Genomic DNA, 15,550 nt, shown 5'->3' with positions numbered 1-15,550 from the left:
TTATAGACAACCTCGCGCAGAACGCTATGGTTAGGGACAAGTCAAACTGGAACGTGTTTCAGTCTGGAGGTGGCCGTGCGGGCGGAGGTCCTGGTGGTCGGCTCCGGTGCCGCGGGGGCCTGCGCCGCGATCGAGGCGGCCCGCTCCGGGGCCCGGGTGCTGCTGGTGGACCGCTTCCACGGCGGCGGCGCGACCGCCCTGTCCGGCGGCGTGGTCTACGCGGGCGGCGGCACCCGGCAGCAGCGCGAGGCCGGGGTCGAGGACAGCCCGCAGGCGATGCTGGACTACCTGCGGCACGAGGTCGGCGACGCGGTGACGGAGCGGACCCTGCAACGGTTCTGCGAGACCAGTGCCGACCAGTTGCGTTGGCTGGAGGACCTCGGCGTGCCGTTCGAGGGCAGCCTGTGCCCGTACAAGACCTCGTACCCGACCAACCGGCACTACCTGTACTACTCCGGCAGCGAGACCGCCCACCCGCGACCGGCTCCGCGCGGGCACCGCACCAAGGGGCGCGGCACCTCCGGCAAGCTGCTCTACGCCAAGCTGGCGCAAGCCGTTGCGGCCCAGGGGGTACGGCTCATGCCGCAGACCACGGCGCAACGGCTGCTGGTGCGGGATGGCCGGGTCCTCGGCGCCGAGTGCCGCAGCCTGGCGCAAGCCCCGCGCGGAATTCGCTGGCTGCACAAGGTGTTGGCGCGGTGGGCCGCCAAGCCGGGGATCTACGTGCCCGCGCTGCGGCGGCTGCTCGCCCGGCGTATCGCTACCGTCGAACGGCGCTACGGCAAGCCGGTGACGATCCACGCCCGCAGCGTTGTGCTGGCAGCGGGCGGGTTCGTGTTGAACCGGGCCATGATGCGCGAGCACGCGCCCGCGTACCGGGGCGGCCTGCCGCTGGGCACGCTGGGCGACGACGGCAGCGGCGTCGAACTCGGCGTGCGGGCCGGTGCCGCCACGGCACACCTCGACCGGGTCTCGGCCTGGCGGTTCATCAGCCCGCCCAGCGCCCTGTTGGAGGGCAGGCTGGTGGACGAGCACGGACGGTCCGTCTGCGAGCCGACCCGCTACGGGGCCGCCATCGGCCACGCCATGATCACCCAGCACCGGGGCCGCGCCTGGCTGGTGCTCGACAAGGGTGCCCGGCTCAGGGCGTGGCGGCAGTTGCGCGCGCAAACCCTGTGGTTCCAACGCATCCAGGCGATCCACCTGCTGCTGCAACCGGGCCGCATCGACCTGTCGATCCGGCCCAGCGCGGCCTACCCGTGCCCGGTGCTCACCCTGGGCGGGCTGGTCGTGGACGAGGACACCGGCCAGGTCCGGCGCGCGGACGGCAGCGGGATCCCCGGCCTGTACGCGGCGGGCCGCACCGCGGTGGGCGTGTGCTCGAACTCCTATGTCAGCGGCCTGTCCTTGGCCGACTGCGTGTTCTCCGGACGACGTGCCGGGAGGTCCAGTGCTCACCGATGACCAGCGCGCCAAGGCCGCCGACCTGCTCGCCGCCGCCGAACGCGACCGGGCGCCGATCCCGCCGCTGACCGAGTCCTTCCCCGGCGTGGACGTGGTGGACGCCTACCAGATCCAGCTGCTCAACATCGGCCGCAGGGCCCGCCGGGTGCTCGGTCACAAGGTGGGCCTGTCCTCGCTGGCGATGCAGCGCATGATGGGCGTGCACGAACCGGACTACGGGCATCTGCTGGATGACATGCTGCTCACCGAGCAGGAGTCTGTCCACAGTGGACGTTACTGCTACCCGAGGGTGGAGGTGGAGGTCGGCTTCGTGCTCGGCGCCGACCTGCCCGGACGCGACTGCACCGAGCAGGACGTGCTCGCGGGGACCCGTGCGCTGGCCCCGGCCATCGAGCTGATCGACAGCCGGATCACCGACTGGCGCATTGGGTTGGCCGACACCATCGCCGACAACGCCTCCTCCGCGGGCTTCGTGCTCGGCGCGGCCAGGGTGCCACCCGGGGCGCTGGACCCGCGCACGATCGAGGCGAGCCTGCTGCGCAACGGGGAAGTGGTGGAACGCGGCCGGTCCGATGCCGTGCTGGGCAACCCGGTGACGGCCGTGGCCTGGCTGGCGCGCAAGGTCGCCGAGTTCGGGGTGCGCCTGCGCGCCGGGCACGTCGTGCTGCCCGGTTCCTGCACCCGTGCCGTGGACGTGCGGCCCGGGGACGCCTTCCACGCCGAGTTCTCCGGGCTCGGCAGCGTGTCGCTGAACTTCCTGGGAGGACCGCAGTGAAAGCCACCGCCGCGATCGTCGGCTCCGGCAACATCGGCACCGACCTACTGCACAAGCTGTTGCGCGGCAACGAGATCGAGCCGCGCTGGATGGTCGGCGTCGACCCGGCAAGCGAGGGGCTCGCCCGCGCCGCCTCGCTCGGGCTGGCCACCACCGCGCAGGGCGTGGACTGGTTGCTGGACCGGCCCGAGCTGCCCGACCTGGTGTTCGAGGCGACCTCGGCGGCCGTGCACGCGGCCAACGCCCCGCGCTACCGCGAGGCCGGGATCCGCGTCGTGGACCTGACCCCGGCCGCGATCGGGCCGTACGTGGTGCCGCAGGTCAACCTCGCCGAGCACCTGGACGCGCCGAACGTCAACCTGATCACCTGCGGCGGGCAGGCCACGATCCCGATCGTGCACGCCGTGGCACGGGCCGTGCCGGTGGCGTACGCGGAGATCGTGGCCACCGTGTCCTCGCGCTCGGCCGGGCCGGGCACTCGCGCCAACATCGACGAGTTCACCCGCACCACCAGCCGCGGCATCGAGGCGGTCGGCGGCGCGGGCCGGGGCAAGGCGATCATCGTGCTGAACCCGGCAGAGCCGCCGATGGTCATGCGGGACACCGTGTTCTGCGCGATCCCCGAGGACGCCGACACCGAACTGGTGGCGGTATCGATCACCGACATGGTGGCCGCGGTGGCCAGGTACGTGCCCGGCTACCGGCTGCTCGGCCCGCCGCAGTTCGACGAAGGGCGGGTCGGGGTGTACCTGGAGGTCACCGGGGCGGGCGACTTCCTGCCGCCCTACGCGGGCAACCTCGACATCATGACCGCCGCCGCGGCACGGGTCGGCGCGGAACTGACCGCGACACTGTAAGGGGCGCAGCATGTTCGTGCGGATCACCGACACCTCCCTGCGCGACGGCTCGCACGCCAAGCGCCACCAGTTCACCGTCGAGGAGGTCGCCGCGGTCGTGGCCGCCCTGGACGGGGCGGGCGTGCCCGTGATCGAGGTCGCGCACGGGGACGGGCTCGGCGGCTCCTCCTTCGCCTACGGGTTCAGCCACACCCCGGAACAGGAGCTGATCAGGACCGCGGTGGCCACCGCACGGCGGGCCCGCATCGCGTTCCTGATGCTGCCCGGAGTGGGCGTCAAGGAGGACATCACCGTGGCCGCGGGCAACGGCGCGCAGGTCTGCCGGATCGCCACGCACTGCACCGAGGCCGACATCTCCGCGCAGCACTTCGGGCTGGCCCGCGAACTCGGGCTGGAGACGGTCGGCTTCCTGATGATGGCCCACTCCCAGCCGCCCGAGGTGCTGGCCGCCCAGGCGCGGATCATGGCCGACGCGGGCTGCCAGTGCGTGTACGTGGTCGACTCCGCGGGCGCGCTCGTGCTGGACCAGGTGTCCGACCGCGTGGCGGCACTGGTGGCCGAACTCGGTGCGGACGCGCAGGTCGGCTTCCACGGGCACGAGAACCTGGGACTGGGCGTGGCCAACTCGGTGCTGGCCGTGCGCGCGGGCGCCGCGCAGGTCGACGGCAGCGCGCGGAGGTTCGGCGCGGGCGCGGGCAACACGCCGGTGGAGGCGTTCGTCGGGGTGTGCGACAAGCTCGGTATCCAGACCGGAGTGGACTTCTTCGCGGTGGTGGACGCCGCGGAGGACGTGGTGCTGCCCACCATGCCCGAGGAGTGCCGCCTGGACCGGATGGCGCTGATCATGGGCTACGCCGGGGTGTACTCCAGCTTCCTCAAACACGCCTACCGGGTCGCCCAGCGCTACCAGGTGTCCGGGGCGGAGATCCTGGTCCGAGCCGGGGCGCGCAAGCTGGTCGGCGGCCAGGAGGACCAGTTGGTGGACATCGCCCTGGAGATCGCGGCGGGCACCGCGTTGTAGATTTTTCCGGTGAGGATCGGTGTTTTCCTGCCCACCGTCGGACGGGGTCCCGGCGGCCAGCCCGGTGACGTGGCCGCCTGCGCGCGGCACGCCGAGCAGGCCGGGATCGACTCGGTGTGGGCCGGGGACCAGATCGTGGTCGGCTCGAACTCGCCCATGCTGGACGCGATGGTGACGCTGACCACGGCGGCCGCGGTCACCACCCGGTTGAAGGTCGGCTTCGGCGTGCTGATCCTGCCGCTGCGCCCGGTGGCCGCCGTGGCCAAGCAGATCGCCACCCTGCAACGGATCTCCGGGGACCGGCTGTTGCTCGGCGTGGGCTCCGGCGGCACCCCGCACGGGGTGTCCTCCTGGCAGGCGGTCGGGGTGCCGCAGGGGGAGCGAGGCCGCCTCACCGACGCGGCCCTGGCCGTGCTGCCCGGCCTGGTGCGCGGGCAGCCGACCCGGCTGGCGCACCTGCCCGGCACGCCCACCGTCACCCTCGCGCCGGGCGCCACCATGCCGCCGGTGATCGTCGGCGGCACCGGCCGGGTGGCGATCCGCCGCACCCTGCAGTTCGGGGACGGCTGGTTCCCGTCCATGACCACCCCGGAGTCGGTGGCCGGGGTGGCCGCCATCCTGCGCGAGGGCGCCGCCGAACGCGGTCGGCCCGCCCCCGGCATCACCACCGGGGTCGTCGCCTCGCTCGGCCCCGGCGCGCCCAGCACCCAGGCCGTGGTGAACAGCCTGGCCCGCGGCTACAACCTGCCGCAGGACAAGGCGGCCTCGATCCCGGTCACCGGCGGGCCCGCCGAGGCCGCCGAACGCATGGCGGCGCACTTCGCGGTGGGCGCGGAGGAACTGGTCGTCAGCTTCGCGGGCAGCGACTGGTTCGACCAGATCGACCGCCTCGCCGAGGCCCGGCGTTTGCTCGGTTAGGGAATCTCCCACGGGGCCTTCGGCAGCACGCTGCCCGTCTCCAGCAGGGACTTCAGGTTGGACAGCACGGCGCCCCACCCGCTGGTGATGCCGCGCAGTTCGTCCTCGTCGGCGAGGTGCTCGTGGGTCACCGTCAACCGCACCACGCCCTCGTGCGCGGCGATGTCGAAGGTCACCCGCGAGGTGCGCTCCGGCACCTCGTCGCCCGGCGGCGCCCAGCTGGTCACCAGCTTGCGCGGGGGCTCGCTGACCAGCACCTCGCCCACCACGTCGGGGATTCCCGTGCCGTCCGTGCGCTGGTGTTCCCACCGCGAGCCGACCTGCCAGTCCGACACGTTGTGGTGGCCCCAGTACTGGCCGGTCAGCTCGGCATCGGTCAGCGCCTGCCAGACCTTCTCCGGGGTGCTCTCGATGTAGGTCACGTACACGTAGTTGGGCCGGTCGCCCATGTCCTGTCCCTCCGCTCGTCGTTTCACGGCGCTGAGCACCCGCAGGCGCGGCCGTTCGAACTTGTCGATCCACCGCTCCTGGATCTCGTGCAGCGGCACCGGGTTGAGGTAGTGCAGCTTCTCCCGGCCGCGCCGCACCGTGCTGATCAGGTTCGCCTGTTCCAGCAGGCCGAGGTGCTGCGTGGCCGACTGCCTGGTCATGCCGAGGTGTTCGCACAGCTCGCCCAGGGTCTGCCCGTTCTGCTCGTGCAGCCGGTCCAGCAGGTACCGCCTGGTCTGGTCCGCCAGGGCCCTGAACACCAAGTCCAGCTCAGATCGCACACTCTAAGTTAGGCAGGTAAATGCCTGCACGTCAAGTCTGAACAAGCGAAGACCGCCGAGTTCGCACACGATGGGCGCCATGTCGCGTGCACTGCTCGCAGCCGTCGTACCGTTCGTGCTGCTCACCGCCGCCGTGCCCAGCGTGGCCGACCCGCTGCCCGGCGGACTGGGCCCGTGCGCCGGACCGGCCTGCCCCGGCACGTTCCCGCCGGTCAACAACGGGCCGTTCACCGGGCGTGACGAAGCGATCAACGTGTTCGTCGGCGGCACCTTCGCCGTGCGCGGCGGTGCCGCCGAGGCGGAGGGCAAGGTCGTGGTCGGCGGCGGGTTCGACCTGGCCAAGGACCCCGGCGGATCCGCCGTCTACAACATCGGCATCGTCGGCGTCGGCTCCCGCGTGCCCCCACCCGAGGGCTCCGACTTCCTGACCACCGGCGGATCCGTCACGGTCGCCACCGGACAGCGGCTGCTCGCCGACGGGGGAGTGGTCCGCCACGCCGGTCCGGCCACGGGCACCATCACCGGCAAGTCCGTGCAGGACAGCGCCGCGTTCGCCGGGTTCGCCCCGCTGACGGCCCAGCTCCAGGCGGCCAGCACCTGTTACGCCACCAGCGCGGCCACCGGTACCGCGGTGAACCAGGGCCACCAGACCCTGTTCACCGGCGACGGGCACTCCGCGCTACAGGTCTTCACCGTGGACTTCGACCTGGTCGGCAGCGGCGGCGGTCAGCAGGGCATCGCCTTCGCGGGCATCCCGGCCGGCGCCACCGTGCTGGTCAACCTGACCGGTGACGCCCGGAAGATCGTCACCTACACAGGTGGTCTTGACGATACCGATCCGGTCAACGCGTTGCGGCCGAGGCTGCTGTGGAACTTCCCGACCGCCACCTCGGTGACGATCGGCGGCCTGTCCCAGTTCCAGGGCAGCATCCTGGTCGGCAACCCGGGCAGCACGACGACCGTCACCTCGCCGGGCACGGCCGGGCGGCTGTTCACCACCGGCTCGCTCACCCACGGCGGATCCACCAACAAGGGGCAGGAACTGCACGCCTACCCGTTCACCGGTGACCTGCCGACCTGCGCGGGCCCGCCCACGACCACCACCACGACCACGCCGCCCACGACGACTCCTACTTCTACTTCTACTTCGACTCCGACTTCGACTCCGACGACTTCGGGCACGTCGGACAGCACGTCGACCACGCCGAGCTTGCCGCTGACGACAACGACGAACGTGGCCCCGCCGGTGGACAGCGACTCCTCGTCGGGGCTCGCCAGCACCGGCGCCGACGTCGGCTGGCTGACCCTGATCGGCGCCCTGTTCGTGATCGGTGGGGCACTCGTCACCGTGCTGGTCCGCCGCCGCAGGCAGCACTGAGCGGGGTTCGTGGTCGGCTGGGCGGGACTCGTGGTCCGGTGTGTGGGACTCGGGTTCGGCTGAGTGGGGTTCGGGCTTGGCTGAGCGGGACTCGTGGTCCGGTGGGCGGGGTTCGTCGCCGGGTCAACGGGACTCGCGATGCTCTGGCGGGACTCGCGCTCCCGTGAGCGGGATTCGTGCACCGGTGAGCGGGACTCGCGCTCCCGTGGGCGGGACTCGCCGGGTCAAGGCGCCAGCGTGGTCTGGATCAGGTCGTAGCCGAGGTCGGGGCGTATGCCGTCGGGGTTGGCCAAGCCCGAGGTGTACCAGCTCTTGTCGGCCTCCGGGTGCGGCCCGACCAGTCCGATCCGGCCCGCCCCGCACCCGGCCACCACGGCCGCCGGCTCACCGTTGTCGTAGGTGGCCAGCACGGTCGCGGCGGCCCCGGCGTCCAGCTTGAACACGGGCCCGTCCTGGAAGAACATGTGCCGCCTCGCCCCGCGCCAGGTCACGCTGACCACCGCGTCGTCGGTGTCGCGCACACTGGCGTGCCGGGTGCTGATGTACTGGCTGGTGTTGCCCGGCAGCAGGCCGAAACCCGGTGTCGCGGCGGCGAGGTAGGCGCCCAGGCAGAAGCCCAGGTAGTGCCCGCCCGCCCTGACCCAGCCCCGGATGTCCTCGGCGTGCTCGCGCATCCTGTGCCACGCGGACTCGACGCTGCCACCGCCGGGTTGGGCGTACACCTTCGCGGTGGCCAGGCTGGCCGCCGACAGCCGCACGTCCTCCTTCGGCCCGCAGTAGACGGCGCGGAACGGGGTCGGGCAGTTCTCCAGCAAGGTGGCCACCGACTCCGAGCAGCCGGAGCAGGACGCGGGCCCGCGGTAGACCAGCGCCACCGGCCGGACCGCGGGCGGGGCGGGCGGCTGCCCTCCGCACGCGGCCAGCCCGGCGAGCAGGCCCACGCCGCCCGCGGCGATCAGGAAGTCGCGCCGCGAGCGCCCCGCACCCCGGCAACCCCGGCAGTCGGCCATCTCGTCAACCTCCTTCTCGCCAGGTTGGCCACCGCGGTGACCAGCGACTCCAACGGCCCACGCCCGGCGGTGGCCCGCCAGGCCAGACCGATCAGCAGCGCGACGAGCACCTGAAGGGCGTACCCGGTGCCCGGGTCGTAGACGTCGTAGTCGGAGTTGATGAACATGATGTGCGCCGTGTACAGGGTGAGCGTCATGCTGCCCGCCGCGGCCAGCGGGGTCTGCACCGCCCACACCACGCGGCGCGCCACCGGCCAGGTGAGGCGGGTCAGCAGCAGCATCGCGCCCAGCAGACCGGCCGCCGCGCCCGCCGTACCGGCCAGGTCCAGCGGGGTGCTCGTGTGCGGCGCGTTCACCGCGAGCCACCACCACGAGCCCGGCGGCGTGGTGCCGTCCCCGCCCAGGGTGAGCAGCTCGTTCGTCTCGGGCACGGTGAGCGGGCTGTCCGGCTGCGCGATCCAGATGTGCGACAGGCCGCCCATCGGGTTCAGCAGCCACCAGGACGTGACGGCGGCCCCGACCGCGACCACGGCGCCGGAGACCAGCAGCCCCGCCGCGACGCCCACCTTGGACAGGGTCAGGCGGCCGATGACCAGGCCCGTGCACAGGTAGGCCAGCCACGGGAAGGCCGGGTACTCGCCAGTGATCGTCAGTTCGGACAACAACGCCACGGGGTGGTGCAGCAGGTAGCCCAGGGTGGGGTTGGCCAGGCTCGGCTTGGGCAGGTCGGGCAGCCACAGGTGGGTCAGCACCGGGGCACCGGCCGTCACCGCCACGCCGAGGATCGCCACCAGCCAGGTCGGCAGGAACACCAGTGGCACGGCGAGCAGGAACAGCACGGCGTAGTACGGCAGGATCACCGCCCCCAGCTTGGCATCGGTGTAGCCCAGCAGCAGACCGATCGCGCCGATGGCCAGCGCGCGGGCCACCAGGGCCGCCGCCGTGCCCAGTGCCGCCGGGCGGCGGACCCGTGCCCGCCCGGTCATGAACGCGATGCCGACCCCGGCCAGCACGGCGAACGTGGCGGCCGCCCGGCCGCCGAAGACCGCGAACGCCAACGTCGGGCTGCCGTCCGGGTTCGACTCGTTCAGCGAGTGCACGGCCATCATGCCCAGCAGCGCCACGCCCCTGGCGGCGTCCACGCCGACCAGCCGCTTGTTCACGGCGCCATCACCGCGTCCACCAGGTCGTGCCCGAGGTCCACCCCGAGCCGGTCGGGGGTGTCCAGGCCGATGTCGGTGAACCAGTCCTCGGTGGCCTCCGGGTGCGGGCCGACCACGCCGACCCGCCCCTGCCCGAACGGGGTCACCAGCGCGGCCACCGTCTTGTTGCGGTAGGTGGCCAGCACGGTGCCCGGCGCGCCCCGCTCCAGCAGGAAGTGCGGGCCGTCCTGGAAGAACAGCACCCGCTTGTGACCCCGCCAGCGCACCTGGACCAGCGTGCTCTCGTCGGTGTCCAGACTTGCCTTGCGGGAGGCGATGTACTGGTCGGTGTCGCCGGGCAGCAGGCCGAAACCCGGTGTGGCGCCTGCCAAGTAGCCGCCGAGGCAGAAGCCCAGGTACCTGCCGCCGGCCCGGACGAACTCGCGGATCGCGCCCCGCTGCTTGCGCAGGTGCGGGTAGGCGTCCTCGAGTTCGCCGCCGCCGGGCTGGGCGTAGACCGTGGCGGACCCGAGCGTCTCCGGGGTCAGCTTCAGCTTCTCCTTGGGCCCGGTGTACCGGACCTCGAAGTCCCAGCTGCTGCTCGCCAGCAACTCGGCGACCGCCTCGGGGCAGCCCGGCAGCGAGGCCGGTCCGCGGTAGACCAGCGCCCTCACCGCGCACCCGCCCGCACCAGGCCGCGGTCGCGGATCACCCGCCACAACCGTGGACGGCGTGCCCCGGGCCGCACGGGGACCGACTCCTCGTCCTCCAGCACGCCCTGGGCCGGGATGCCCCGCCAGCGCGAGCCGGAGGGCAGGTGCTCGCCCTTCATCAGCAGGGACAGCGAACCCAGCGAGACCCCGGCGCCGACCACGGCGTCGTAGAGCACGATCGCCCTGGTGCCGACCGTGGCCCCGGCCTCGACGGTCACCTGCGACATCTTCATCACGCGGTCCTCGAACAGGTGTGTCTGCAAGGAAACCTGTGTGCCGACCACCGCGTCATCGCCGATCCGGACCAAGTCGAACTCCGTGAGGTAGGTGGTGCCGATCCAGGTGCGGCGGCCGATGCTGGCCCCGAACCACCGCAGCACCGGCGGCAGGAAAGGGGTGCCCACGAGCATGCCGACCCCGGCGGGCACCGCGGCGGCCTCGAACATGCCGGTGACGAACTCCGAGCGGCGCACGAACGGGCTCCACAGCGGCTCGACCCTGGGCCGGTACGCGCCGATGAGGTTGCGCTTGATCGCCGCGCAGTAGGCGATCACCGCCAGGCCCGCCGCGATCGCCACGAACGGCGAGACCAGCGCGGGCACCGGCAGGTCGCGGCCCTGGGCCAGGCCGGACAGGGCCAGCAGGTACAGGTAGAAGCTGACGCCGAGCACCGAGGCGGGCAGGGTGGCGCGGAAGAACTCCACGGCCAACCGGTGCAGCACCACCTTCAGCGGGGGCTGGAAGGTCTCCGCCTCGGAGAAGGAACCGCTGTCCTGCCGCTGCGGCAGGTGCATCGCGGGCGACCCGAGCCAGGAGGTGCCCCCGGGCACACCCGCGGGCGGCGGCACGGTGCTCACGCCGACCAGGGAGCCGTCGCCGAGTTCGGTGCCCGCGGGCACGAACGCGGCGTTGCCGACGAAGGCGCGCTGGCCCACGCTGGTGGGCAGCAGGGTGAACCGGCCGTTGGCGAAGGTCGCCGCGCCGATGCTGGCCATGTCGGCCACGAAGCTCTCGTCCCCCAGGGTGAGCAGGTCCGGGTCGAGGTGCGCGGCCGTGGAGACCTCCGCGCGCTTGCCGACCGTCGCCCCCAGCAAACGCAGCCACGGCACGGTGTACAGCGTGGCGTACAGCGAGTTGGTGAACATCAGGCTGAACTCCAGCAGCTTGTCCGCCACCCACTTGCGCATGCCCAAGCCCGAACGCATCGGGTGCACGCCGACCGGAACCCTTGGCAGCACAAGGCGTTTGCCCAGTGCCACCACGGTGCACACGGTGAGCACGAACACCGGGCCAGCGGCCACCGTGGCCAGCAACCCGGCGAGCACCCCGTACTCCAGCAGCGCCCACCAGACCAGCGCCACCCCGGGCAGGATCATCACGATCGCGCCGACTTCCAGGCTCAGCAACCCGAACAGGCCCGCGAGCACGTGGTGCGGGCGCCAGCGGCGCAGCGGCCCCCGTGCCGCCATCATGACCTCGGCCGCCGACTCCAGTTCCGGCACCGGGCGCGCCGGTGCCCCGGACCAGCGGTCACCCGCGGGCACCGACTCGCCGTCACCGAGCACCGACTGCTCACCCAGGCCCGCGCGGGCACCCACCGAGGCGCCCGCGTCCAGCACCGTGTTGGCCCCGACGAAGGCGCCCTCGCCCACGTGGATCGGCGCGACCACGACCCAGCCGTCCTCGACCCGCCACGGCCGCAGCGCCGCGCCGTAACCGATCGAGGCGCCCGCGTCGATCCGCACCAGAGTCGGCAGGGCGATCATGCTGGTGGCGACGGTGGTGTCCCGGCCGACACGGGCACCGAGCACCCGCAGGTACGCCGCCATCAGTGGGGATCCGCTCACCACCGGCAGCGGTCCGATGGCCAGCAACAGGTCCAGCAGCCACAGCCGCAGGTAGGTCGGGCCCCACAACGGGTACCGGCCCGGCTTGATGCCCAGCGCCAGCGGGCGGGCCAGCACGAGCGGCACCAGCCAGCGCACGCCCAGGTAGCTGACCAGGATCGCGATCATGAGCTGGACCAGCACCGCGACCGACACGTCACCGTCGTTGACGGTGTAGACGTAGGACACCGGCAAGGTGATCACCAGCATCAGCAGGTAGATCATCACCAGCTGGGCGCCACCGGCCCGTGCGATGCGGGATCCGCTGTGCCGCAACGCCTCCGGCCTGGGCGGCACCCGTTGCGGGGGCACGGCCGCGGCCAGGTGGCCCGCCATGCCGCGCACGGTCGGGTTGTCGTAGAGGTCGCGGACCGCGGCGTTGGTCCCGCGCTCGCGCAGCAGCGAGACCACCCTGGCCGCGAGCAGCGAGTGCCCGCCGAGGTCGCCGAAGAAGTCGGCCAGTACGGACAGGGACTGCGGCGGCAGGCCGAAGGCCTCGGCCCACACGGCGTGCACCTGCTGCTCCAGCTCGCCCTCCGGCGCGACCACCGGACCGTCCACAATGGTCAGCAGCCGGTTGCGCGGCGGCGCGAGGCGCTTGCGGTCCACCTTGCCGCTGGGCATGGTCGGCAGGTCCTCGACCACGTCCAGGAACGAGGGCACCATGTAGTTGGGCAGCCGCCGCCGCAGTTCCTCGTGCAGGCGCGCGACCAGCCCCTCCTGCTCGGCGGCGATGACGTAGGCCGCCAGCTCGCGGGGCGCGTCGGGCTCCTCGGAGACCGGCACCATCGCGGCCACCGCCACCGCGACTCCCGCGTCCTCCAGCAGCACGTTCTCGATCTCGCCCAGGTCCACCCGGTAGCCGCGGATCTTCACCTCGGCGTCGGCCCGGCCGAGGTACTCGATCTCCCCGTCCTCGGTGATCCGGCCCAGGTCCCCGGTGCGGTACAGGCGGCCGCCGTCGGGGGCGAGCGGGTGCCGGATGAACCGGTCCGCGGTCAGCTCCGGCCTGCCCACGTAGCCGCGGGCCACCCCGGGCCCGCCGATGCAGATCTCGCCCTCCGCGCCGTCGGGCACCGGCTCGCGCTGTTCGTCCAGCAGCACCACGGAGTAGGTCGGCAGCGGGCGGCCGATCGTGACCGGCTTGCCGGGCACCAGCTCACCCCAGGTCGCGGTCACGGTGGCCTCGGTGGGGCCGTAGGTGTTGAGGATCCGCCTGCCGGGCCTGCTCCACCGCTCGACCAGCTGGCCGGGGCAGGCCTCGCCGCCGACCAGCAGGTTGCGCACCAGAGGCAGTTCGCGCGGGATCGTGGCCAGTAGGGTCGGCACGCAGTACAGGACGGTGATGCGTGCCTCGTCGAGGAAGTCGGCCAGCTCGGCGCCCAGCCGCCGGGAGTCGGTGGGCCCGGCCACCAGCGTGGCCCCCACCGCCCAGGTGGGCCAGATCTCCTCGATCGAGAAGTCGAAGGAGATCGTCATGCCCTGGTAGACGCGGTCGCCGGGGCGCACGTCGTACAGCTCGGGCACCACGTCCAGGAAGTTGCAGATGCTGCGTTGGGTGACCTCGACCCCTTTGGGGCGGCCACTGGACCCGGAGGTGTAGATCACGTAGGCGGCCGGGTCCGGATCGCTCAACGTGTCCGGGGCAGGTCCCGGTCTGCCGGGGCTGCGTGCCTCGGTCGGGCCGTCCACGGTGAGTACCGGGCAGATCGTGGCGACCACCAGGTCGGAGGTGGTCAGCAGCAGGTCGACCGAGGCGTCCTCGAGGATGTAGCCCACCCGGTCGGCGGGGGATGCCGGGTCGATCGGCACGAAGGCGGCACCGGCCTTGCCCACCGCCAGCAGGGCTACGTAGGTCTGCACCGATCTGCGCAGCAGGATGGCGACCCGTGAGCCCTCGCCGATTCCGCGCGATCTGAGCCGGTACGCGAGCTGGTTGGCCAGCTCGTCGAGTTCGCGATAGGTCAGTTCTTCCCGTTCGCATTCCAGGGCGACCGCGGCGGGCACGGCGTCAACGGAGTGTTCGAAGACGTGGTGCAAACGTCGCGCGGATTCGTCAACTGTCAATGCGGAGTCGGACCAGGAATTCCGACGGCCGTGTTTCATTGGTCAGCGTCTCCACGTCCCGCACGGGAGCGCGAGGGTAATTTTCACTACATTGAGTGAGCAGGTGGTCACTCAAGCGAGTGTACTGCGCCAAGTGGAATACAGCCAGTAGTCACACGGATGGAGGATTAGGACTCTGGACGATCGGTCACGACTGTGCTGGAAGGCCTCGCAACGATTTGTCCGGTGATGCCCGGTATGAGGAATGCTGAATTTCCCGGAGCGTTTTGTGATGGGTGCTCAGATATATCTTTTTGGGGAGGCGTCGCCCGGGACGGGGTGGGACAAACACCCGCCCCGGGGTGGCGTTCCGCGAAGGCCGAAGGAAAGACGGGCCGGTCCTCAGCGCGGGGCGGTGTACTGCTCGATCGTGCCGCCCGCGGTGCTGGCGGTCTGGACGCACAGCACCGGCACACCGTCCAGGTCCGGCGTGATGGCGAGCCGCGGCGCGGTGGCGCCCTTGATCGTCGTGTAGAACACGAACCCGTCCGAGCCGGTCTGCTGCCGCGCCCACTCGTAGGCCACCGAGTCGGGTGCCTTGCCCGCCCACCGCGGCTGCTCGCAGCGCACCGTGTCACCAACGGCCCGCGAGCCGGTGATGGTCGGCTTGCCCACGGGCATCGGCGCCAGCACCGGGTCCGGCTGGGTCAGCCAGGACCGCAGCGCCGCGGTGTCGGCGAAGCCACCAGGGTAGCGGTCCTGGCCGCACTGCTTGCCGACCACCTCGCCGCCGAAGCTGGTGATGCCGACCAGTTCCGGTCCGGTGGCGGTGTCCCGCACCAGCGGGCCGCCGCTGTCCCCGGCGCAGATCGTGTCCTTGCCCTGGGCGCAGACAACCGAGCCACCGTCGACCACGCCGCCCAGTTGCGCACCGCACCGCTGGTCGCTGATCACCGACAGGTCGGCCCTGCGCAGCACGTCCCCGATGCTGCTCAGCGGATCGGCCGGGTCGGTGGCCTTGGTGCGCCCGTGCCCGTAGGCGTGTACCGCCGTGCCCTCGGCGGGCGGGTTCTCGGCCACCCGCACCGGCTGGACCCCGGACACCGGCCGGGCCAGCGCGATGATCGCTACGTCGTTGGCGACCGCCGACTTCTCGAAGCTGTTCGGGTCGCTGGGCGAGGGGATTAGCCGGTAGCCGGGGTGGATCGCCACACCGCGGATCGGCAGCACGGTGCCGGGGTTGGTCGACAACACCGAGGCGCCCAGGTGCACCTCCCAGTGCGTCGGGTCGCCGTGGTCGAGGCAGTGGCCCGCGGTGGCCACCCGGTCCGGGGCGATCAGCACCCCGCCGCACAGCTCGCGCTGCTCCAGCGGCCGGTCGCCAGCCGAGGCGATGGTGACCATCCACGGGGCCGCCGACTGGTCCGGCAGTTGCGTGCCCCCGGACACGGCGAAGGCCGGTGCCGCGCCCAGCAGCACGCCCGCGGTGACCGCGAGCAGCACACAGGTCCTGCGATGCATGAGCTTCCTTCCCTCGGTTGACCACCAGGAGATTAGGAACGCGCACGCT

Annotated in this window: 12 protein-coding genes; 6 read left to right on the top strand and 6 right to left on the bottom strand. The window is 72.1% G+C overall.

Annotated elements, in window-relative coordinates:
* Positions 1-69 precede the first annotated feature (69 nt).
* The 5 genes from KALB_RS25330 to KALB_RS25310 are packed head-to-tail and all read left to right on the top strand — an operon-like array spanning position 70 to position 5,035.
* The gene (locus KALB_RS25330) at positions 70-1,464 is read left to right on the top strand and encodes an FAD-binding protein (RefSeq protein ID WP_025358510.1); all 1,395 of its coding nucleotides are present in this window, start codon (positions 70-72) and stop codon (positions 1,462-1,464) included.
* Complete coding sequence (locus tag KALB_RS25325) at positions 1,451-2,239, top strand: 2-keto-4-pentenoate hydratase (protein WP_025358509.1); 789 nt, start codon at positions 1,451-1,453, stop codon at positions 2,237-2,239. The genes KALB_RS25330 and KALB_RS25325 overlap by 14 nt, the downstream gene beginning before the upstream one ends.
* Positions 2,236-3,096 (top strand): acetaldehyde dehydrogenase (acetylating), encoded by an 861-nt coding sequence (locus tag KALB_RS25320; protein WP_025358508.1) that lies wholly within the window; start codon positions 2,236-2,238, stop codon positions 3,094-3,096. The genes KALB_RS25325 and KALB_RS25320 overlap by 4 nt, the downstream gene beginning before the upstream one ends.
* A gap of 10 nt (positions 3,097-3,106) precedes the next feature.
* Complete coding sequence (gene dmpG / locus KALB_RS25315; RefSeq protein WP_025358507.1) at positions 3,107-4,117, top strand: 4-hydroxy-2-oxovalerate aldolase; 1,011 nt, start codon at positions 3,107-3,109, stop codon at positions 4,115-4,117.
* Between the two features lie 9 nt (positions 4,118-4,126).
* Entirely contained in the window at positions 4,127-5,035 is a 909-nt protein-coding gene (locus KALB_RS25310) for an LLM class flavin-dependent oxidoreductase (protein ID WP_025358506.1), read from the top strand.
* On the opposite strand, the gene KALB_RS25305 is transcribed toward KALB_RS25310, so the two are convergent.
* A complete protein-coding gene (locus KALB_RS25305; RefSeq protein ID WP_420811793.1) occupies positions 5,032-5,784 on the bottom strand; it encodes an ArsR/SmtB family transcription factor in 753 nt (250 codons plus the stop codon). The two genes, KALB_RS25310 and KALB_RS25305, sit on opposite strands and share 4 nt — an antisense overlap.
* A 100-nt stretch (positions 5,785-5,884) precedes the next feature.
* On the opposite strand from KALB_RS25305, the gene KALB_RS25300 reads away from it, so the two are divergent.
* Positions 5,885-7,183: a choice-of-anchor A family protein gene (locus tag KALB_RS25300; protein ID WP_051913136.1), complete on the top strand. Its 1,299-nt coding sequence runs from the start codon at positions 5,885-5,887 to the stop codon at positions 7,181-7,183.
* A gap of 224 nt (positions 7,184-7,407) precedes the next feature.
* Here KALB_RS25300 and KALB_RS25295 read toward each other — a convergent pair whose 3' ends face one another.
* The 5 genes from KALB_RS25295 to KALB_RS25275 all read right to left on the bottom strand — a co-directional run bounded on the left by KALB_RS25295 (position 7,408) and on the right by KALB_RS25275 (position 15,501).
* Complete coding sequence (locus KALB_RS25295) at positions 7,408-8,193, bottom strand: BPL-N domain-containing protein (protein WP_025358503.1); 786 nt, start codon at positions 8,191-8,193, stop codon at positions 7,408-7,410.
* Entirely contained in the window at positions 8,139-9,356 is a 1,218-nt protein-coding gene (locus tag KALB_RS25290) for a heparan-alpha-glucosaminide N-acetyltransferase domain-containing protein (protein WP_025358502.1), read from the bottom strand. The genes KALB_RS25295 and KALB_RS25290 overlap by 55 nt, the downstream gene beginning before the upstream one ends.
* Positions 9,353-10,009, bottom strand: coding sequence for a BPL-N domain-containing protein (locus KALB_RS25285; RefSeq protein ID WP_025358501.1), 657 nt, complete (start codon positions 10,007-10,009; stop codon positions 9,353-9,355). Before KALB_RS25285 ends, KALB_RS25290 begins: the two co-directional genes overlap by 4 nt.
* On the bottom strand, positions 10,006-14,040 hold the full coding sequence (locus KALB_RS25280) for a Pls/PosA family non-ribosomal peptide synthetase (protein ID WP_081789487.1): 4,035 nt from the start codon (positions 14,038-14,040) through the stop codon (positions 10,006-10,008). Before KALB_RS25280 ends, KALB_RS25285 begins: the two co-directional genes overlap by 4 nt.
* A gap of 342 nt (positions 14,041-14,382) precedes the next feature.
* Positions 14,383-15,501 carry a S1 family peptidase gene (locus KALB_RS25275; protein WP_081789486.1) on the bottom strand — a complete coding sequence of 373 codons (1,119 nt, stop codon included), beginning with the start codon at positions 15,499-15,501 and terminating at the stop codon, positions 14,383-14,385.
* Positions 15,502-15,550: the final 49 nt, after the last annotated feature.

It is taken from the genome of Kutzneria viridogrisea DSM 43870 (assembly GCF_000525635.1).
GTDB lineage: Bacteria > Actinomycetota > Actinomycetes > Mycobacteriales > Pseudonocardiaceae > Kutzneria > Kutzneria viridogrisea.
This window is presented reverse-complemented; position numbering and strand designations above follow the sequence as displayed.

Coding starts and splice junctions, on each gene's coding strand:
- dmpG (WP_025358507.1), top strand. CDS start 3,107: ATGTTCGTGCGGATCACCGACACCTCCCTGCGCGACGGCTCGCACGCC.
- KALB_RS25300 (WP_051913136.1), top strand. CDS start 5,885: ATGTCGCGTGCACTGCTCGCAGCCGTCGTACCGTTCGTGCTGCTCACC.
- KALB_RS25295 (WP_025358503.1), bottom strand. CDS start 8,193: ATGGCCGACTGCCGGGGTTGCCGGGGTGCGGGGCGCTCGCGGCGCGAC.
- KALB_RS25280 (WP_081789487.1), bottom strand. CDS start 14,040: ATGAAACACGGCCGTCGGAATTCCTGGTCCGACTCCGCATTGACAGTT.
- KALB_RS25275 (WP_081789486.1), bottom strand. CDS start 15,501: ATGCATCGCAGGACCTGTGTGCTGCTCGCGGTCACCGCGGGCGTGCTG.